The organism is Streptomyces sp. NPDC046303, assembly GCF_055588085.1.
Genome location: NZ_JBVJFA010000057.1, coordinates 1 through 18,001 on the forward strand (window position 1 = coordinate 1; position 18,001 = coordinate 18,001).

At 70.8% G+C, this 18,001-nt stretch carries 20 protein-coding genes; 11 read left to right on the forward strand and 9 right to left on the reverse strand.

Features of this window, described 5'->3' with window-relative positions:
• Positions 1–145: 145 nt before the first annotated feature.
• From ACZ6I1_RS33255 to ACZ6I1_RS33270, 4 genes are all read right to left on the reverse strand, one after another.
• Positions 146–736: a malonic semialdehyde reductase gene (locus ACZ6I1_RS33255; RefSeq protein ID WP_469292691.1), complete on the reverse strand. Its 591-nt coding sequence runs from the start codon at positions 734–736 to the stop codon at positions 146–148.
• A 98-nt stretch (positions 737–834) separates the two neighbouring features.
• Positions 835–1,056: an exodeoxyribonuclease VII small subunit gene (locus ACZ6I1_RS33260; RefSeq protein ID WP_469292692.1), complete on the reverse strand. Its 222-nt coding sequence runs from the start codon at positions 1,054–1,056 to the stop codon at positions 835–837.
• A 39-nt stretch (positions 1,057–1,095) separates the two neighbouring features.
• A complete protein-coding gene (gene xseA / locus ACZ6I1_RS33265; RefSeq protein WP_469292693.1) occupies positions 1,096–2,310 on the reverse strand; it encodes an exodeoxyribonuclease VII large subunit in 1,215 nt (404 codons plus the stop codon).
• Positions 2,311–2,343: 33 nt separating this feature from the next.
• Positions 2,344–3,822: an APC family permease gene (locus ACZ6I1_RS33270; RefSeq protein WP_469292694.1), complete on the reverse strand. Its 1,479-nt coding sequence runs from the start codon at positions 3,820–3,822 to the stop codon at positions 2,344–2,346.
• Positions 3,823–3,908: 86 nt separating this feature from the next.
• Here ACZ6I1_RS33270 and ACZ6I1_RS33275 point away from each other — a divergent pair, with 86 nt between their 5' ends.
• Both ACZ6I1_RS33275 and ppgK read left to right on the forward strand, forming a co-directional pair.
• Complete coding sequence (locus tag ACZ6I1_RS33275) at positions 3,909–4,901, forward strand: 4-hydroxy-3-methylbut-2-enyl diphosphate reductase (RefSeq protein ID WP_469292696.1); 993 nt, start codon at positions 3,909–3,911, stop codon at positions 4,899–4,901.
• Between the two features lie 21 nt (positions 4,902–4,922).
• Positions 4,923–5,672: a polyphosphate--glucose phosphotransferase gene (ppgK, locus tag ACZ6I1_RS33280; protein WP_469292697.1), complete on the forward strand. Its 750-nt coding sequence runs from the start codon at positions 4,923–4,925 to the stop codon at positions 5,670–5,672.
• A 39-nt stretch (positions 5,673–5,711) separates the two neighbouring features.
• Here the strand turns inward: ppgK and ACZ6I1_RS33285 are convergent, their stop codons facing one another.
• Positions 5,712–6,224 carry a DUF6542 domain-containing protein gene (locus tag ACZ6I1_RS33285; protein ID WP_469292699.1) on the reverse strand — a complete coding sequence of 171 codons (513 nt, stop codon included), beginning with the start codon at positions 6,222–6,224 and terminating at the stop codon, positions 5,712–5,714.
• 136 nt (positions 6,225–6,360) lie between these two features.
• On the opposite strand from ACZ6I1_RS33285, the gene ychF reads away from it, so the two are divergent.
• Entirely contained in the window at positions 6,361–7,449 is a 1,089-nt protein-coding gene (gene ychF, locus ACZ6I1_RS33290; RefSeq protein ID WP_469292701.1) for a redox-regulated ATPase YchF, read from the forward strand.
• Positions 7,450–7,557: 108 nt separating this feature from the next.
• On the opposite strand, the gene ACZ6I1_RS33295 is transcribed toward ychF, so the two are convergent.
• The gene (locus ACZ6I1_RS33295; protein WP_469292703.1) at positions 7,558–7,821 is read right to left on the reverse strand and encodes a type II toxin-antitoxin system RelE family toxin; all 264 of its coding nucleotides are present in this window, start codon (positions 7,819–7,821) and stop codon (positions 7,558–7,560) included.
• Entirely contained in the window at positions 7,814–8,083 is a 270-nt protein-coding gene (locus ACZ6I1_RS33300; RefSeq protein WP_071283180.1) for a type II toxin-antitoxin system Phd/YefM family antitoxin, read from the reverse strand. The genes ACZ6I1_RS33295 and ACZ6I1_RS33300 overlap by 8 nt, the downstream gene beginning before the upstream one ends.
• Positions 8,084–8,226: 143 nt before the next feature.
• Between ACZ6I1_RS33300 and ACZ6I1_RS33305 the strand changes: the two genes are divergently transcribed.
• On the forward strand, positions 8,227–8,763 hold the full coding sequence (locus ACZ6I1_RS33305) for an NADPH-dependent FMN reductase (protein ID WP_469292705.1): 537 nt from the start codon (positions 8,227–8,229) through the stop codon (positions 8,761–8,763).
• A gap of 15 nt (positions 8,764–8,778) precedes the next feature.
• Here ACZ6I1_RS33305 and ACZ6I1_RS33310 read toward each other — a convergent pair whose 3' ends face one another.
• Both ACZ6I1_RS33310 and ACZ6I1_RS33315 read right to left on the reverse strand, forming a co-directional pair.
• Positions 8,779–11,157, reverse strand: a complete 2,379-nt coding sequence (locus ACZ6I1_RS33310) for an amino acid adenylation domain-containing protein (protein ID WP_469292707.1) — start codon at positions 11,155–11,157, stop codon at positions 8,779–8,781.
• Positions 11,154–11,462 (reverse strand): acyl carrier protein, encoded by a 309-nt coding sequence (locus tag ACZ6I1_RS33315; protein ID WP_469292709.1) that lies wholly within the window; start codon positions 11,460–11,462, stop codon positions 11,154–11,156. Before ACZ6I1_RS33315 ends, ACZ6I1_RS33310 begins: the two co-directional genes overlap by 4 nt.
• Before the next feature lie 193 nt (positions 11,463–11,655).
• On the opposite strand from ACZ6I1_RS33315, the gene ACZ6I1_RS33320 reads away from it, so the two are divergent.
• The 7 genes from ACZ6I1_RS33320 (at position 11,656) to ACZ6I1_RS33350 (ending at position 17,918) form a co-directional block, all read left to right on the forward strand.
• Positions 11,656–12,417 carry a thioesterase II family protein gene (locus ACZ6I1_RS33320; RefSeq protein ID WP_469292710.1) on the forward strand — a complete coding sequence of 254 codons (762 nt, stop codon included), beginning with the start codon at positions 11,656–11,658 and terminating at the stop codon, positions 12,415–12,417.
• Positions 12,418–12,589: 172 nt separating this feature from the next.
• Positions 12,590–14,098, forward strand: coding sequence for a class I SAM-dependent methyltransferase (locus ACZ6I1_RS33325; protein WP_469292712.1), 1,509 nt, complete (start codon positions 12,590–12,592; stop codon positions 14,096–14,098).
• A complete protein-coding gene (locus tag ACZ6I1_RS33330; RefSeq protein ID WP_469292714.1) occupies positions 14,089–14,304 on the forward strand; it encodes an MbtH family protein in 216 nt (71 codons plus the stop codon). Before ACZ6I1_RS33325 ends, ACZ6I1_RS33330 begins: the two co-directional genes overlap by 10 nt.
• Before the next feature lie 184 nt (positions 14,305–14,488).
• On the forward strand, positions 14,489–14,947 hold the full coding sequence (locus ACZ6I1_RS33335) for a helix-turn-helix domain-containing protein (RefSeq protein ID WP_469292716.1): 459 nt from the start codon (positions 14,489–14,491) through the stop codon (positions 14,945–14,947).
• Positions 14,948–14,983: 36 nt separating this feature from the next.
• The gene (ccrA, locus tag ACZ6I1_RS33340; protein ID WP_469292717.1) at positions 14,984–16,237 is read left to right on the forward strand and encodes a crotonyl-CoA carboxylase/reductase; all 1,254 of its coding nucleotides are present in this window, start codon (positions 14,984–14,986) and stop codon (positions 16,235–16,237) included.
• Positions 16,238–16,527: 290 nt separating this feature from the next.
• Positions 16,528–17,712, forward strand: coding sequence for a cytochrome P450 (locus tag ACZ6I1_RS33345; RefSeq protein WP_469292719.1), 1,185 nt, complete (start codon positions 16,528–16,530; stop codon positions 17,710–17,712).
• 47 nt (positions 17,713–17,759) lie between these two features.
• The gene (locus ACZ6I1_RS33350) at positions 17,760–17,918 is read left to right on the forward strand and encodes a ferredoxin (protein ID WP_469292721.1); all 159 of its coding nucleotides are present in this window, start codon (positions 17,760–17,762) and stop codon (positions 17,916–17,918) included.
• Positions 17,919–18,001 lie beyond the last annotated feature (83 nt).

Sequence of the window (18,001 nt, forward strand, 5' to 3'; positions counted from 1 at the left end):
ACCCCCCCCCCCCCCCCCCCCCCCCCCCCCCCCCCCCCCCCCCCCCCCACCCCCCCCCCCCCCCCCCCCCCCCCCCCCCCCCCCCCCGCGGCCGTTCGCGTACGCGGGTGCCGTACGCGGTGTCGTACGGGTGCCGTGCGGCGGCTCAGACGGTGGTGACGACCTCGTCGAACGCCAGGCGCGGGGAGCGCGGGAACCAGGCGTCCTCGCCCGGCTTGCCGATGTTGACGATCATCAGCGGGGTGTGGTCGGAGTCCAGGAACTCCTTCTGGATGCCCGCGAGGTCGGCGCCGGTCATCGGACCCGCGGCCAGGCCGGCGGCGCGGACGCCGACGATGAAGTACGCGGCCTGCAGCGCGGCGTTGAGCAGGGCGGACTGCTCGCGGGCCGGGCGCTCGGCGAAGAACATGTCCTTGGCCTGCGGGAAGTGCGGCAGCAGGGCCGGCAGCTCCTCGTGGAACTCGTTGTCCGCGGAGAGGATCGCGACCAGCGGGGCGGCGGCCGTCTTGGCCTGGTTGCCCTCGGCCAGGTGCTGCACGAGCCGCTCGCGCGCCTCGGGGGAGCGGACCAGGGTGATGCGCAGCGGGGTCTGGTTGAAAGCGGTGGGGCCGTACTTCACCAGGTCGTAGATGGCCTGCACCTGCTCCTCGGTGACCGGCTCGTCGGTGAACGAGTTGGCCGTGCGGGCCTCGCGGAACAGCAGGTCCTGCGCGGCGGAGTCAAGAACGAGAGACATCGGAAAGCCTTCTTCCATACGGGGGTGAAGCGATGTCCCCGACTCTAGGACAGAAGTAGGTGAATTTTCAACTAAATGGCTCTGTGGAGTGACCGGGCTCACTCTTCCCCGGCGGACGCCTCGCGCGCCGCGAGCGCCGAGTCCAGCCGGGCCCTGGCCCCCTCCAGCCAGTGCCGGCACACCTTCGCCAGCTCCTCGCCCCGCTCCCACAGGGCGAGCGAGTCCTCCAGCGAGATCCCGCCGGCCTCCAGCTTGCGGACGACCTCGATGAGCTCGTCGCGCGCCTGCTCGTACCCCAGCGCCGTCTCGGCCTCTGTCATTCCCGGTTCCACCTCATGTGTGTAGTACGACGACTTGCGTTATTCGGGGGCGGCGACCCGTACGGAGAACTCGCCCTCCGCCACCCGTGCGCGCAGCGGCTCGCCCTCCGCGACCTCCTCCGGGGAGCGCACCACGTGCCCGTCGGCCCGCTGGAGCACCGCGTACCCGCGCTCCAGCGTCGCCGCCGGCGACAGCGCCACCACCCGGGCCAGGGTGTGCGCGAGCTCCGAGTCGGCCCGGTCCAGCAGGTGCCCCAGCGTCCGCCTGGTGCGCCCGAGCAGGGCCTCCAGCTCGTCCTCGCGGGTCTCCACCATCCGCTGCGGGTGGACGAACACCGGCCGGGCGAGGGCGTGTGCGAGGCCGCGCTCCTCCCGGTCCAGCAGCCCGCTGACCGCGCGCAGCCCCCGGCCCTGCAGCTGGCGCACCCGCTCCAGCTCCTCGCCGACGTCCGGGACCACCTTCTTTGCCGCGTCCGTGGGCGTGGAGGCCCGCAGGTCCGCGACCAGGTCCAGCAGCGGGGAGTCCGGTTCGTGGCCGATCGCCGAGACGACCGGCGTGCGGGCCGCCGCGACCGCCCGTACGACCTCCTCGTCGGAGAAGGGCAGCAGGTCCTCCACGCTGCCGCCGCCGCGCGCCACGATGATCACGTCGACCTCGTCGAGGGCGTCGAGCTCCTTCACCGCCTGGATCACCTGGGGCACCGCGTGCACCCCCTGGACGGCGACGTTGCGCACCTCGAAGCGGACCGCCGGCCAGCGGCGCCGGGCGTTCTCCAGTACGTCGCGCTCGGCCGCCGAGGCCCGGCCGACCACCAGCCCGACCAGCTGCGGCAGGAACGGCAGCGGCTTCTTGCGGTCCGGCGCGAACAGGCCCTCCGAGGCCAGCGACCGCTTCAGCCGCTCCAGCCGGGCCAGCAGCTCCCCGATGCCGACCGGCCGTATCTCCGTGGCCCGCAGGGACAGCTGCCCGCGCGGCGCGTACCACTCGGGCTTCGCCAGCAGGACGACGCGCGCACCCTCCGACACGACGTCCGCGACCTCGTCGAAGACCTCGCGGAAGCAGGTCACGCTGACCGAGATGTCGTGCGAGGGGTCGCGGAGCGTCAGGAAGACCACCCCCGCCCCCGGCCGCCGCGAGAGCTGCGTGATCTGCCCCTCCACCCACACCTGGCCGAGCCGCTCGATCCAGCCCCCGATAAGCCGGGACACCCGGCCTACCGGCAGCGGCGCCTCGGCCGACGTATTCAGACCCATGTGCGCAGGCTATCGGGCGGCAGTGACAGCGTCTCAGGCTCGGGGGCCGGTGTCGGTCCCGGTGTCCTGCCCGGGCCCCGTACCCGGCCCCGTTCCGGGCCCCGGCCCCGGCCCCGTCCTCGGCCCCGGCCCCGTACCGGTCCCGGCTTCGGCAGCGGCGCCGAGGTCCCGGCGGCCGCGCTGCACCACCAGCAGCCCCAGCCCCACCGCCAGCCACAGCGCCCCCACCGCCTGCGCCGTCCAGGAGGCCTCCACGATCACCGCGGCGGTCACCGCCGCGCCCAGCACCGGGCACACCAGGTGCTTCCACCAGCTGGGCCGGCCCTCGCGGCGCCGGACGACGAACCAGCCCACCACCGAGGCGTGCAGCAGCGTGAAGGCCACCAGCGCCCCGACGTCCACGACCGACACCAGGTGGTCGAGCCCGTCGTCGCGCCGCGCCGCCCACACCGCCGCGACCAGGGTCACCGCGGCCGCCACCAGCAGCGCCGGCCGCGGCGTACCGTCCGAAGTCCGCGCGAGCACCCCCGGCAGCCGCCGCTCCCGGGCCATCGCGAACAGCAGCCGCCCGGCCGCCGCCTGCCCGGCCAGCGCCGCGAAGGCCGCCCCGATCGCCTTGGAGACCGCCACCAGGTCGTGCAGCCACCAGCCGACCGAGGACTCCACCGCGTTGTAGAAGGCCGGACCCTGCTGCCCCGGATCGGCCGCCAGCTCGGCCGAGGTGACCGGGCTGAGCAGCGCCACGAGGTAGGTCTGGGCGATGAACAGCACCCCGGCGAGCGCCAGGCAGAACAGCACCGCCCGCGCCACCCGCGCCGAGCCGCCCGTCACCTCCTCGGCGAACGAGGCGATCGCGTCGAAGCCCAGGTACGAGAGCACCGCCACCGACACCGCGCCCAGAACGGCGGCCACCGAGAAGCCCAGCGAGCCGTCGCCGGTCAGCGGGGACAGCCAGCCGCGCCGCGCCCCGTCCCGTACCAGGACGGCCACCGCGGCGACCACGAAGACCAGGAGCACCAGGATCTCCATGGCCAGCACGGCGAAGCCCACGCGCGCGGCCGCCCGTACGCCCCACAGGTTCAGCAGGGTCGTGACCACCACCGCCAGGGCCGTCCACACCCAGCGGGAGACCTCCGGCACCAGGGCGTTCATCGCGATCCCCGAGAACAGGTAGGCGACCGCCGGGATCAGCAGGTAGTCGAGCATCGCCATCCACCCGGCGATCAGGCCCGGCCCCTCACCCAGGCCCTTGCGGGCATAGGTGAACACCGAGCCGGCCTGCGGGGCCACCCGCACCATCTGGGCGTACGAGAAGGCGGTGAAGGCCATCGCGGCCGTCGCGACGAGGTACACCAGGGCCACGGCGCCGTGCGACTTGGCGTCCAGGGTGCCGAAGACCCCGACCGGGGCCATCGGCGCGATGAAGAGCAGCCCGTAGACGACCAGATCCCGGAAGCCGAGGCTCCGGCGCAGTCCGGTCCGTTCCGTACGGGTGTCCGTCACGGACGCCATCGCTCCTCCGGGGGATAGGTGGTACGGACATCCGACCCAGTCTCTGCCGAACGGGCGACGTCCGGCCTGCTGGAGACCCCCGTACGATGGAGCCCATGACTGCTCCCGCTTCCCGCCGTGTCCTGCTCGCCGCCCCCCGCGGCTACTGCGCGGGCGTGGACCGAGCCGTGATCGCTGTCGAGAAGGCTCTCGAGCAGTACGGTGCGCCGGTCTACGTCCGCCACGAGATCGTGCACAACAAGTACGTGGTCCAGACGCTGGAGAAGAAGGGCGCCATCTTCGTCGAGCGGACGGAGGAGGTGCCCGAGGGTTCCATCGTGATGTTCTCGGCGCACGGCGTGGCGCCGGTGGTGCACGAGGAGGCGGCGCGCGGCAAGCTCGCGACGATCGACGCGACGTGCCCGCTGGTCACCAAGGTGCACAAGGAAGCCATCCGGTACGCGAACGAGGACTTCGACATCCTCCTCATCGGCCACGAGGGCCACGAGGAAGTCATCGGTACCTCCGGCGAGGCCCCCGACCACATCACGATCGTGGACGGTCCGGACGACGTCGCCAAGGTCGAGGTGCGCGACGAGTCCAAGGTCGTCTGGCTGTCGCAGACCACCCTTTCGGTCGACGAGACCATGGAGACCGTCGACGCGCTGAAGACGAAGTTCCCGCTCCTCGTCTCCCCGCCGAGCGACGACATCTGCTACGCCACCTCCAACCGGCAGGCCGCGGTCAAGGCCATGGGCGCCGACTCGGACCTGGTCATCGTCGTCGGATCGAAGAACTCCTCGAACTCGATCCGGCTGGTCGAGGTCGCGCTCGACGCGGGCGCGCGGGCCGCGTACCTGGTCGACTTCGCGAGCGAGATCGATGAGGCCTGGCTGGAGGGCGTCACCACCGTGGGGCTGACCTCGGGCGCCTCGGTGCCGGAGGTGCTCGTCGAAGAGGTGCTCGAGTGGCTGGCCGAGCGCGGCTACGCGGACGTCGAGATCGTCAAGACGGCGGAAGAGTCCATCGTCTTCTCGCTCCCGAAGGAACTGCGCCGCGACCTGCGCGCCGAAGCGGCCGAACTGGTCGCCGACAAGTAAGTCCTTTCGTACGGTATGTCCATGCAGATCATGGGTGTGGACATCGGCGGTTCCGGGATCAAGGGCGCTCCCGTGGCCCTGGACCGCGGCGACCTGGCGCGGGAGCGCCACAAGGTACTGACACCACAGCCGGCCACCCCCGAGGGGGTGGCCGGCTGTGTCGCGGAGGTGGTCCGCGCCTTCTCGTGGTCGGGCCCGGTCGGGGTCACCTTCCCGGGAGTGGTCACGAGCGGGGTCATCCGTTCGGCCGCCAACATGGACAAGGGGTGGGTCGGCCAGGACGCGGCGGCGCTGCTCGCGCGCGAGCTGGGCGGCCTTCCGGTCACGGTCCTCAACGACGCGGACGCGGCCGGCGTCGCGGAGATGACGTACGGGGCGGGGCGCGGGCGCGACGGCACCGTCATCATGCTCACCCTCGGCACGGGCATCGGCAGCGCCGTGTTCACGGACGGGCGCCTCGTCCCGAACACGGAACTCGGGCACCTGGAGCTGAAGGGCCACGACGCGGAGACGCGGGCGTCGGTGAAGGCCAAGGAGGACGGGGACCTCACGTGGGAGCGCTGGGCGCACCGCGTCCAGAAGTACCTGGCCCACGTGGAGATGCTGTTCTCCCCGGACCTCTTCATCATCGGGGGCGGCGTCAGCCGCAAGCCGGAGAAGTTCCTGCCGCTGATCGAGGGCATCAGGGCCGAGATCGTCCCGGCGAAACTCCAGAACAACGCGGGCATCGTGGGAGCGGCGATGGCGGCGCGGGCGGCTGCGTCCTCATAAGGCGTTTTCGACGTCGGTCCGTCGCCCCGGTCCGCGCCCCTAGGCGACGCGTCGGGGCATGCGCCGCCGGCCGATGAGCACGGCCTTGCGCACGACGGCGATCAGCGCGGCGACGAGCGTCCCCGCGTACAGCCAGCCCGCATGCAGCGACAGGGCGGACACGAGCCCCATCAGCTGACCGCCGAAGCCGCCGGAGCCGCCGCAGATCGGCCACACTCCGGCGGCGAACGCGATGGGGACGGTGATCGGGGCGGTGATCAGGTCGGCGGGCCGTACCCAGAGCGCGGTGGCCGCCGCGACCGGCAGGAAGAGCAGCCCGTACACGAAGAGCGAGGAACCGAACAGCAGCCAGCAGATCCCGCCGGCCAGCAGCATCCCGGCGCAGGCGAAAAGCCCGCCGCCGAGCCCGGTCAGCCGGGGCCGCGGCATCCGCCGCCGGTACGGGGCCAGCGGGCCGCGGCCCTGGACGGGCAGCGCCGCGGGCCGCGGCCCCCGGCGCTGGGCGGGGGGTCGCTGCGGGTGAGGGGCCGGTCGCGTCCTGTATTGCTCCACGCCCTCCACGCTAGGCGGGGCCGGTGCCGTATCCGTGCGGGGACACGCGTACAACGACTGCCACTCATCGGAAAGTAAACTGTCCGGTGGCCCACTCCTGGGCCCCCGCCCCCTCCAGCTACGGGAAGTCGCCAACGTGTCGCTCACGATCGGAATCGTCGGCCTGCCGAATGTCGGCAAGTCGACCCTGTTCAACGCCCTGACCAAGAACGACGTGCTGGCGGCCAACTACCCGTTCGCCACCATCGAGCCGAACGTCGGCGTCGTCGGCGTCCCGGACGCGCGCCTGGCCGTCCTCGCCGGAATCTTCGGCTCGCAGCGCATCCTCCCGGCGACGGTCGACTTCGTCGACATCGCCGGCATCGTCCGCGGCGCATCGGAGGGTGAGGGCCTGGGCAACAAGTTCCTGGCGAACATCCGCGAGTCGGACGCGATCTGCCAGGTCATCCGCGCCTTCAAGGACGAGAACGTCGTGCACGTCGACGGCAAGGTCTCCCCGAAGGACGACATCGAGACGATCAACACCGAGCTGATCCTCGCCGACCTCCAGTCCATCGAGAAGGCGGAGCCGCGCCTGACGAAGGAGTCCCGCCTCCAGAAGGAGAAGGTCGCGGTCCTCGCGGCCGTCGTCGAGGCGAAGAAGATCCTCGAGGCGGGCGACACCCTCTTCTCCAAGGGCATCGCCAAGGGCACGGAGCAGGGCGACCTCCTCCACGAGCTCCACCTCCTCACCACGAAGCCCTTCCTCTACGTCTTCAACGTGGACGAGGACGAGCTGACGGACGAGGCCTTCAAGGACGAGCAGCGCGCCCTGGTCGCCCCCGCCGAGGCGATCTTCCTGAACGCGAAGCTGGAGCAGGAGCTCATCGAGCTGGAGGACGACGAGGCCCTCGAACTCCTCCAGTCGGTCGGCCAGGACGAGCCCGGCATGGCCACCCTCGGCCGCGTCGGCTTCGCCACCCTGGGCCTGCAGACCTACCTGACGGCCGGCCCGAAGGAAACCCGCGCCTGGACCATCAAGAAGGGCGCCACCGCCCCCGAGGCGGCGGGCGTCATCCACACCGACTTCCAGCGCGGCTTCATCAAGGCCGAGGTCATCTCCTTCGCGGACCTGGTCGAATGCGGCTCGGTCGCAGAGGCCCGCGCCAAGGGCAAGGCCCGCATGGAGGGCAAGGACTACGTCATGCAGGACGGCGACGTGGTGGAGTTCCGCTTCAATGTGTAACCGTGCGCATGCTGCACGTTAGCCGATCGGTCAAACGTGCAGGTCAGAAGGGGTCGGTTCCTCCGGGAACTGGCCCCTTCGTCGTCACCGTTCTGGGATCAGCCGGCATCAGGTGTCGTAAACGGTGGAGCGATGCCCGACGTGTACGACCCACACCACGAGCTCTCCGTTGTCGATGGTGTAGACGAGCCGGTAGTCGCCGACTCGCAGTCGACGGCGTTCTGGCTGCGACACGAGCGCGGTGGTGTTGAAGCCGAGGGGATCGCTCTCCAGCTCGATCAGCTTGGCCAGGATGCGTAGCGCCATGTCACGTGGGATCTTCCGAAGCTCGGCCTGAGCCTCGGGTCGGAAGACGGTTCGGTACTCACTCACCGCGCGCCAGCGTCTCCCTCATGATGTCCTCGATCGGGATGCCGGGAGCCGGGTTGGCCATGCGCTCGTCGATGATCCGGTTGATCTCGCGCTCTTCCCACTCCTGGTACTTGCGCAGCACCTCGATGGAGACGATGGCGGCGACTTCCTTCCCTCGGCGCGTGATCACTGTGGGCACGTCGTCGCGGTCAGCGCGCTCCACGACTTCCGCCAGGTGGGCGCGCACGTCGCGGATGGACTCTATGGGCAGCGGCTGTGTCATGCGCTCAAGCGTACCGAGTGTGCCATGTGTACACCACGCGCGGACCAACAGGTTGGCCCAGCGGGGATCCCCGGCGATCATTCGAGGGGGTCCCGCACGCGAACAGCGGGGTGCGGGGCCGGAGTTCGTCGTAGGGTGACGACGTGTCTACGCTGCCTCTGATCCTGTTGCTGTCCGGAAGCCTGCGGGCCGGTTCCTCCAACGAGGCGGTGTTGCGCACGGCGCAAGCGGTGGCCCCCTCGCAGGTGCGCGCCGTCGTTTACGAGGGGTTGGCCGCGCTTCCGCATTTCAACCCCGACGACGACATCGATCCGCTACCTGCCCCCGTGGCCGAGCTGAGGACGGCGATCGGCGAGGCGGCTGCGGTGTTGATCTGCACACCGGAGTACGCGGGCACGGTGCCCGGCTCGTTCAAGAACCTGCTGGACTGGACCGTGGGCGGCACCGAGATCAGCGACAAGCCCGTGGCCTGGGTGAACGCCGCCGCCCCCGGGCGTGGCCAGGGCGCGGAGGCCACGCTGCGCCTCGTGCTCGGCTACACCGGCGCTGCCATCGTGGAATCGGCCTGCGCCAGGATTCCGGTGACCTCTCATGCGGTCGGCGCGGACGGACTCATCACCGATCCGCAGGTGCGCGAGCAGATAGGCAAGGTGGTTGCCCTCCTCGCGGAGGCGTGCTGACCGTTCGCACCGAGTTCACCGTCGGCGCAGGAGGGCCGCCCGGTCGACCTTGCCGGTGCTGGTCAGGGGCAGCTCGTCGAGCGCGACGATGCGCGTGGGGATCATGTACGACGGCAGGATCGTCCGCAGGGCGCGTACGAGCTCGGCCTTCGAAAGCGGCTCGGCCGTCGGTACGTAGAAGGCCGCCAGCATCCGCCCGCCCGGCCCCGTGGGCGCCACCACCGACGCGGCCCGGACGCCCGGGCACTGGAGGAGGGCGCTCTGCACCTCGCCCAGTTCGATCCGGTAGCCGCGCACCTTGACCTGGTCGTCGAGGCGGCCCAGGAACTCCAGGTCGCCGCTCGGCAGCCAGCGGGCGCGGTCACCGGTGCGGTACATGCGCTCGCCGGGGCGCTGGGCTCCCGGGTCGGGCAGGAACTTGGCGGCGGTGAGAGGGGCGGCCGCGGCGTAGCCCAAGGCCACGCAGGTGCCGGCGATGTACAGATCGCCCTCCTCGCCGAGGGGACAGGGCCGCAGGTCGCCGTCGAGCACGTAGTAGCGGGCGTTCTGCATCGGTTTCCCGTACGGGATGCTCGGCCACGCGGGGTCGACGTCGCCCACCCGGTAGTGGTTCGACCAGACGGTGCACTCCGTGGCGCCGCCCAGTGCCACCACCTCGGCGTTCGGGAACGCGGCCCGGATCTGGTCCGGGAGCGGCACCGGGATCCAGTCGCCGCTGAGGAGGACCAGGCGGAGCGTGTCGCGCCCGGCGGGCTCGCGGGCCTGGACGAAGGGCATGACCATGGCCAGCGAGGCGGGCGCCGAGTCCCAGATGGTGATGGGCTCCTGTTCGAGCAGGTCCACCAGGGTGTCCGGCTCGGCGAGTTCCGCCGCCGACGCCAGCCGTACGGTCGCGCCGGCGGCCAGCGCGCCGAAGAGGTCGTAGACCGAGAGGTCGAAGCAGAAGGACGTGACGAACAGGATCTCGTCGGCGGGCCCGACCCCGTGGGTGCGGTTCATCCAGTCGATGAGGTTCACCGCCGACCGGTGGGTGACGACGACCCCCTTGGGCGCGCCGGTCGAGCCGGACGTGAAGATGGTGTAGCAGACGTCGTCGGCCGTCGGACCGGCGGCGAGCGGGGCGGCCGGCCGCAGACCGACGTGATGGCCGGTCCACAGCGGCTCGCGGCGCGGCGCCGCACGGTCGCGGCCCGGCGCCGCACGGTCGCGGCCCGGCGCCGCACGGTCGCGGGACGGCTCGACGCGGATGACCGCGTCGTACCGCTCGGCCAGTTCGCCCGTGAACTCCTCGGCCCGGCGGCGGTGGACGCTCGCGTGGGCCACTCCGGGCAGGAGTTCGGGGAGGCGCTCGAGGAAGCGGGGCGGCACGCGGAGGCCGGAGTAGGCGCTGAGCCCGGGGTCGACGAGGTCGGCGAGGACGATGACGCCGTCCTCGGCGAGCAGCCCGAGAAGCGAGTCGAGGACGCCGGTCAGGTGGTCGAGGTCCGGCAGGAACTGCACCGTACTGGCCAGCACGATGACGTCGAACGGGCCGCGCACCCGCTCGGCGGCCTCATGGGCGAAGCACACCACGCCGTCGACCTCGGCCCCGGCGCGGACGCCGGTCTCCTCGCTGCGGGCCACGGACACCGGTGAGGGGTCGACGGCGACGTAGCGGGACGCCCACGGTGCCAGGGCCTCGACGATCAGGCCGGATCCGCACCCGATCTCCAGGACCGAGGGCCGCTCGGCGGACGTCGCGGACCGTACGAACCGCGCCACGTGGTCCTGGTAGCCCCGGAGGTCATCCGCGGTGAAGGGCCGTTCCGAGCGGCGCGTGTTGAAGCCGGCGGCTTCGAGCGGGTCGGGGGAGCCGGACAGGTAGTCGAAGAGGTCCGCGACCCGCTCGCGCCGGAACGTGGCCGACCAGGAGAACTCCTCGGGGATGTCGGGGCACAGGACGTGGCGAAGCGAAGGCACCTCCCACCGGAACTCCTGCACGGAGGGCAGGGACGCGCGGTCGGTCAGCACGGCCGCCACGCCGAGCTGGTCGAGCAGTCCGGTCACCCGGGTGGCGGGCCACGCCGGGTCGAGCGGGACGTAGGAGGCGCCGGCCTTGAGCACCGCGAGCATTCCGGCGAGGGCCGAGGCGTCGCGCTCGCCGTAGACGCCCACGGTGGAGCCCCGGCCCAGTCCCAGCTCGCGCAGCAGCCGTGCCAGCCGGTTGGAGTGGCGGTCCAGTTCGCCGTGGGTGAGGACCTGCTTGTCGGAGGTCACGATCGCCGGGTGGTCCGGGTACCGCCGGGCGGCCTCGGCGATCAGCCCCGGGATCGTGGCATCGTCGCGGAACGGCCGCGCGGTCTCGTTCCACCCGCTCCAGGGTGCGTCCGTGACGGACGCCGGCGGGGCGCTCACCGGGCCGGTGCCCGAAGGGCCTCGTGGGCCGCCAGCGCGTCGGTGAGTTCGTTCACCGTCGGGTGGGCGAAGAACAGCCGGAGCGGCAGGCGCACGCCGAGCCGGGCCCCGAGCGTGGCCATGATCTCGGCGACCAGCAGGGAGTTCCCGCCGGCCTCGAAGAAGTCCTCGTCGTCGCCGAAGTCGTCGTGCTCCAGTGCGTCGGCCCACTGAACCCGCACCTCGGCGCGCAGCAGCTCGAGGTCCGGGCCGTCGTGGCCGACGTGGTCCGGGCTCGTCACCCCGACCGATCCGAAGTTGTCCACCGCTCTCTCCCGCGTTCTCTCTCGGTGCGCTGCTTCTTCAACTGGCTGTCGCTGCTTGCCTGTCGCCGGCCACGGCTTGCACGCCGACCACGGTGTCAGTGTTGCCGTGACGACCGGCCGTTGTCCGAGGATCTTTCAGAGGTCAGTCAGGGTTGGCGCCCATGGGCCCCGGTGACTGGTCATCCTCACGTGCATGGGAACAAACACGAAAAGTCGCTGGTTCGTCGGTGTCCCTCACAAGGGCCTCAAAGAGTGCGCGCTGTACGCCTTTCCGCATGCGGGCGCCGGCGTGACCACGGTGCGACAGCTCTGCGTCGAGCTTTCCGACGCCTTCGACGCCTTCGCGGTACGCCTCCCGGGCCGGGAGTCCCGGCTCGAGGAACCAGCGGAGACCGTCATGCCCGAGCTCGCCGACAAACTCGCCGGCGAACTGCTCCACCACGCACAGGGACGGCCGGTGGTCCTGTACGGGCACTGCGCCGGCTCGGCGATCGCCTACGAGGTGGCACGGCGCCTGGGCCCCGACCGGGTGCGGGCGCTGGTCGTCTCCTCGCACCCGGCTCCCGGGAGCGTCCGCCGCGAGCCCACGTGGACGCTGCCGCGGCGGGACTTCCTCCAGCAGGTCGTGACGGACGGGTACCTCCCGTCGCAGCTCCTCGCCAACGAGGAACTGCTCGACATCGTCGAGCCCGCCCTGCGCGCCGACTACGAGCTCATCGAGACCTACGAGCTGGAGCTGTACGAGGGCGGTGCCACCGAGCCCGTCCCGGTTCCGACGGTGGCCGTGTACGGCCGCGACGACCACACCGTGGACCCCGCCCAGATCGACGCGTGGTCGGCGCTCACCACCGGGCCGTTCCGGGTCGTGTCGCTGCCGGGCAGCCATGACCTGCCGAGCAGCCGTCCGGCGGACCTGGCGGCGGCCATCCGCGAGGCCCTGGCGGCCGTTGCCTGAGCACGCGGCGCCCGGCCGGGTCTGGCAGACATCTGTCAGGCGGTCGGACGGCTCGGGAATCCGTTCTTAGGGTGGGCCCACGAGTGACGGCGTTCTCGCGCCCGCCCCCAGCGCGCCGTACCGGCCACCGTCCGGAGGACCCTGCGCGGGATGACAGAAAGGCAACCAGAGCATGGCGCCCCCCACGTACGCGCACCAGCGCGAGTCGTCCATCAACCGGTTCGAGGAGGTCGAGGCCGCGCTCCGGAAGCGGGACGGCGTGGCGCAGGCGGCCGTCGTCTCCCGTGAGAACCGGCTCGGGGAGCGGCGCCTGGTGGCGTACGTGGTACCCGAGGTGCCCGACGCGGACGTCACCAAGCACGTCGAGAAGTGGCGCGCGATCTACGACGACATGTACGGCGAGACCGTGCCGGACGCCACCGGGCTCGGGGACGACTTCACCGGATGGAACAGCTCCTACACGCGCGAACCCATCCCCCTGCCGGAGATGCGCCAGTGGCGCGATGACACGGTGGAGCGGGTGCGCGGTCTGGAGGCGCGCCGGGTCCTGGAGATCGGGGTCGGCACCGGCCTCCTGCTCGGGCCGCTGGCCCTGGAGACCGAGGTCTACTGGGGCACCGACTTCTCGGAGACGGTCATCGAACGCCTCGGCGCGCAGGTCGGCACGGATCCGCGGCTGAAGGACAAGGTGACGCTGCGCTGTCAGCCCGCCGACGTCGCCGACGGACTGCCGACGGAATACTTCGACACGGTCCTCCTCAACTCGGTCGTGCAGTACTTCCCCGACGCCGCCTATCTCTCGGGCGTCCTGGACGTCGCGCTCCAACGCCTCGCCCCCGGCGGCCGGATCGTCGTCGGCGACATCCGCAACCACGGCACCCTGCGGGAGTTCCTGACGGCCGTCCACCACGCCCAGCGCCCCGGTGACGAGCCGTCCGCCGTCCGGGCGGCGGTCGCCCGCGCCGTGCTCCGCGAGACGGAACTCCACCTCGATCCGGGCTTCTTCACCGAGTGGGCCGACGGGCACCGCGAGGTCGTGGCCGTGGACGTCCGGCTGAAGCCCGGATCGAACGGGAACGAACTCACCCGTCACCGCTACGAAGTCGTCCTGCACAAGCGGTCGAGCAGGCCGACGGACCTCGCGGACGTCCCCACCGTCACCTGGGGCCCGCACCTGCACCAGGTGTCCGGCCTGGAGGCGGAGCTGGCCCGGCACGGCGGCCGCCTGCGGGTGACCCGGATCCCGAACGCCAGGCTGGTGAGCGAGGCGGCCGAGTGCGGGGTTCCCGCCACGGCGGAAGAGACGCCGCCGCTCGACCCTCACGCGCTGGAGACCTGGGGCGAGGAGCACGGCTGTGCCGTCCTGTGCACCTGGTCGGCGGAGGCGCCCGGCTGGTTCGAGGCGGTGATCGTGCCCGCGGACGGTACGCACTGCTACGGCGGCGTGTACCGGCCCATGGCCACCGGGGCCAGGACGCTCGCCAACGCGCCCGCGGCATCCCGCCGGGCCTCGAAGCTGCCGGCAGTGCTGCGGCGGGACCTGGCGGCCGAACTCCCCGGCCACTCGGTGCCGGACGACATCGTGGTCCTCGCCCGCATCCCGCTGACCGCCCGCGGGGAGGTCGACCTCGCCGCGCTCCCCGAACCGGACGCGAAAGCAATGGAGGAGTCATGGCAGTGAACCCGTTCGACGACGAGAACGGCGAGTTCTACGTGGTGGTCAACGACGAGGAGCAGCACTCCCTGTGGCCGGCGTTCGCCGACGTGCCCGCCGGCTGGCGGGTCGTGGCCGGGCCGGCGGGCCGGGCGCAGAGCATCGCGTACATCGAGGAGAACTGGACCGACATACGGCCCCGGAGCCTGCGCGAGGCGGCGCCGGCGTCCTGAACGGACTCGACCGGGGCTCATCCGTGCCGAGAGGTCCATGGGCTTTCGTGGACGGACCGGGATGTACGTGGGACGTACATGGGATGTGCAGGGAGGACGTGCCGTGGGCGGTCGCAATTCCGACGTCGTCTTCGTCCGATGGCCGGCGCAGGCGGATCTGAGAACCCGCTGCCGGCAAGAAGGGATGCCGCGACTACTCGTCGTGGAGGCAGGTGCGCAGCCGCCGATCAGCAACGATCCGGTCGAGGACTGGGTACGCCCCCCGGTGTCCCGGGATGACCTGGAGGCCCGGGTCGCCGTCCTGCAGAACCGCTTCGACAGCAATCGGGTACCGACGATCGACTCGACCGGAACCCTGAGCTTCGGTCATCACTCCATCACCGTCTCCACCACGCAGACCGAGTTGCTGCGGCTGCTCGTGGACCGCTTCGGCGACGTCGTGCACCGCAACGAGTTCGTGCAGCGCTTCGCCTTGCAGACCCTGACGTTGAACAGGAATTCGCTCGATCTGCACATCATGCGGCTCCGCCGCCGCCTCCAGCCCATCGAACTGTCCATCCGGACCGTGTGGGGGCGGGGCTACATGCTGGAGAACGCGGTTCCCGCCGAGGTTGTCCCGGTGAGGAACGCCTCCGCCGTCTGACCGGCACCAACCGACCACTCGACACCGGAGATTGTCTTGGACTCCTCGACGACCAGCACTCTTTACGAGGTGGGAGACCTGCCCCCGCTGGGGACCGTCCCCCGTTCCATGTACGCGTCGGTCATCCGTCCGGAACGGTACGGGGCTCCGGCAACGGCCTTCCGGACGGAAGTCGTTGACGTCCCCGAGGTTCCGCCCGGGTTCGTTCTCGTCGCCGTCATGGCCGCCGGCATCAACTACAACAACGTCTGGGCCGCGAAGGGGCATCCCGTCGACGTCGTGGCGGCACGACAGCGGCAGGGCAGCCCGGAACCCTTCCACGTCGGCGGATCGGATGCCTCCGGAATCGTCTGGAAAGTGGGAGCCGGCGTACGGCACGTCACGGTGGGCCAAGAGGTCATCGTCTCGGCCGGCGTATGGGACGCGGATGATCCCGACGTCCGGCTCGGCGTCGATCCCATGCTCGCGGGGTCACTGAAAGCGTGGGGCTACGAGTCGAACTGGGGATCGTTCGCGCAGTTCACCGTGGTGGCCGACTTCCAGTGTCTGCCCAGGCCGGCCAGGCTGAGCTGGGCGGAATCCGCGGGATTCCTGCTGACCGGTGCGACGGCGTACCGGCAGCTCAACGGCTGGGCACCCCACACCGTTCAGCCCGGGGACGGAGTCCTCATCTGGGGTGGCTCCGGCGGCCTCGGCTCCATGGCCATATCCCTGACCCGGCAGATGGGCGGCAGGCCCATTGCCGTCGTGTCCTCACCGGAGAAGGCCAAGTACTGCCTGGACCTGGGTGCCACCGGCGTCATCGACAGGACCAGGTACAACCACTGGGGACGCGTGCCTCCGGCCGGCACGGAAGAACACAAGCGCTGGACCGCCGACCTCCGGGCCTTCGGGCGGGAGATCTGGGACATCCTCGGCGAAAAGGCTTCGCCCAAGATAGTTTTCGAGCACCCTGGCAGCGATACCATCCCCACGTCGGTCTACGTGTGCGGCACGGGCGGAATGATCGTGATCTGCGGGGCCACGTCCGGCTTCACCGTGGACGTCGACCTCAGATATCTGTGGATGAGGCAGAAGCGCCTTCAGGGATCTCATTTCGCCAATCCGCGCGAGTGTCACGCCGTGACCCGCCTCGTCGACATGGGGCTCCTGGACCCGCACCTGGGACACACGTACGCGTTCGAGGAAATCGGCCGGGCCCATCAGGACCTGCTCGAGGGCGTGCAGGCACCGGGCAACTCGGCCGTGCTGGTCGGTGCGACCGACAATCCGGGCCTCGGGAACCGCTGACCCGTTCGCAGGTCACCGCGGCCGAGCACGCCGGAGGTGCCCGGCGATTGCGGCAGAAGTGCTCAGAGAACGCTCAAGACATGGTGGTGCCGCAATCGCGAGAAAGCTGCACACGACATGAACAAACAGATCGATATCCGGGTTGTCTGGCATCATCGAGTCACGCCAATCCGCGGAATTCCTCCCGAAGTTGTACGGGAATCCGATTCCGCGGCCGGGCGTGACCGGAAGTCCTCGAGCAGGGGTTCCGCCTGGCCGGACGAACAGGCCCTTACCACCACGGAGTCGACGTGACCAGGACCGATCTGAACCCGGTGGAATTTCCCACTGAACGCACCTGCCCCTTCAGCCCTCCCCCGAAGCTGTCCGAGTTGCGCGACGAGCACCCGGTGAGCAGGCTGGCCTATCCGGACGGCACCACCGGATGGCTGGTCACCGGGCATGCCACGGCGCGTGCGGTGCTGAACGATCCGCGGTTCAGCTCACGCGGTGAACACCGCAGGACGGCGGTCGGGGAGGGAGCCCCCCAGCCCACACGGCCGGGAGTCTTCATCTTCATGGATCCGCCGGAGCACACCCGTTTCCGGAAGCTGTTCACCGGCGAATTCACCGTACGGCGGACGAAGAGCCTGGAACCGAAAGTGGAGCGGATCACCGCGGACCGGATCGCGGCGATGCGGGACATGGGACCCCCGGTGGATCTGGTGCGGGAATTCGCCCTCCCGATTCCCTCGCTGGTGATCTGCGAGCTGCTGGGCGTGCCGTACGAGGACCACGCCTTCTTCCAGCGGCATTCGGAAACCATGCTCGACTACGACCGCTCGATGGAAGAGGTCGTGGAAGCGTTCCAGCTGATGGCGGAGTTCCTGACCTCGCTGATCCGCCGCAAGCGCAGCGAGCCGGAGGACGATCTGCTGAGCCGGGTGGCCGCGTCCGACCTCACGGACGAGGAGGCCGCGGGTTCGGCGATGCTCGTCCTCACGGCGGGTCACGAGACCACCGCGAAGATGCTGGGGCTCGGCACCTATCTGCTGCTCTCCCGGCCGGAGCAGCTGGCGCTGCTGCGCAAGGACCCGGGCCTGGTCAACGGCGCGGTCGAGGAGATGATGCGCTACCTGAGCATCGTCCAGTTCGGGATCATCCGCGGAGCTCTGGAGGACGTGGAGCTGGAGGGCCGGCAGATCCGCAAGGGCGAGGTCCTGACGGTGGCCCTGTCCGCCGCCAACCGCGATCCCGCCCTCTTCCCGGACCCGGACGTGCTCGACCTGACCCGCAACGCCGGGCGCCACCTCGGCTTCGGCTACGGCGTGCACCAGTGCGTGGGACAACAGCTCGCCCGGGTCGAAATGCGCGTGGCGTTCGACCAGTTGATCCGCGCGTTCCCCGGCCTGCACCTGGCCGCGGCGCCCGGGGAGATCGAGACGGCCCACCTGTCGTCGATGTACGGCGTGCGGCGCCTGCCCGTCGGCTGGTGACGGCGGTGCGCGTCGAGGTCGACACGGCCAAATGCTGCGGTGCGGGCATGTGCACCCTGACGGAGCCGCGGGTGTTCGACCAGAGCGGGGAGGACGGGACGGTCGTACTGCTCTGTCCGCAGCCGCCGGAGGAGCTGTGGGACAGCGTCGAGGCATGCGTGCGCTTCTGCCCGTCCCAGGCGATCAGCCTCGACGAGAACGCGTAGGGACCGGGCGGTCGGTCGCGACCGCCCGGGACCCCGGCCCCGCGGCGGGGAAGCCCTGTGCTCCTGATCGATCAACTTTCCTG

Excerpts from the sequence above, each read along its gene's own strand:
- ACZ6I1_RS33350 (WP_469292721.1), top strand. The coding sequence starts at position 17,760 with ATGTGCACCCTGACGGAGCCGCGGGTGTTCGACCAGAGCGGGGAGGAC.
- ACZ6I1_RS33335 (WP_469292716.1), top strand. The coding sequence starts at position 14,489 with ATGCCGCGACTACTCGTCGTGGAGGCAGGTGCGCAGCCGCCGATCAGC.
- ACZ6I1_RS33300 (WP_071283180.1), bottom strand. The coding sequence starts at position 8,083 with ATGACACAGCCGCTGCCCATAGAGTCCATCCGCGACGTGCGCGCCCAC.
- ACZ6I1_RS33320 (WP_469292710.1), top strand. The coding sequence starts at position 11,656 with ATGGGAACAAACACGAAAAGTCGCTGGTTCGTCGGTGTCCCTCACAAG.
- ACZ6I1_RS33260 (WP_469292692.1), bottom strand. The coding sequence starts at position 1,056 with ATGACAGAGGCCGAGACGGCGCTGGGGTACGAGCAGGCGCGCGACGAG.
- ACZ6I1_RS33270 (WP_469292694.1), bottom strand. The coding sequence starts at position 3,822 with ATGGCGTCCGTGACGGACACCCGTACGGAACGGACCGGACTGCGCCGG.
- ACZ6I1_RS33330 (WP_469292714.1), top strand. The coding sequence starts at position 14,089 with ATGGCAGTGAACCCGTTCGACGACGAGAACGGCGAGTTCTACGTGGTG.
- ppgK (WP_469292697.1), top strand. The coding sequence starts at position 4,923 with ATGCAGATCATGGGTGTGGACATCGGCGGTTCCGGGATCAAGGGCGCT.
- xseA (WP_469292693.1), bottom strand. The coding sequence starts at position 2,310 with ATGGGTCTGAATACGTCGGCCGAGGCGCCGCTGCCGGTAGGCCGGGTG.
- ACZ6I1_RS33325 (WP_469292712.1), top strand. The coding sequence starts at position 12,590 with ATGGCGCCCCCCACGTACGCGCACCAGCGCGAGTCGTCCATCAACCGG.
- ACZ6I1_RS33255 (WP_469292691.1), bottom strand. The coding sequence starts at position 736 with ATGTCTCTCGTTCTTGACTCCGCCGCGCAGGACCTGCTGTTCCGCGAG.
- ACZ6I1_RS33275 (WP_469292696.1), top strand. The coding sequence starts at position 3,909 with ATGGAGCCCATGACTGCTCCCGCTTCCCGCCGTGTCCTGCTCGCCGCC.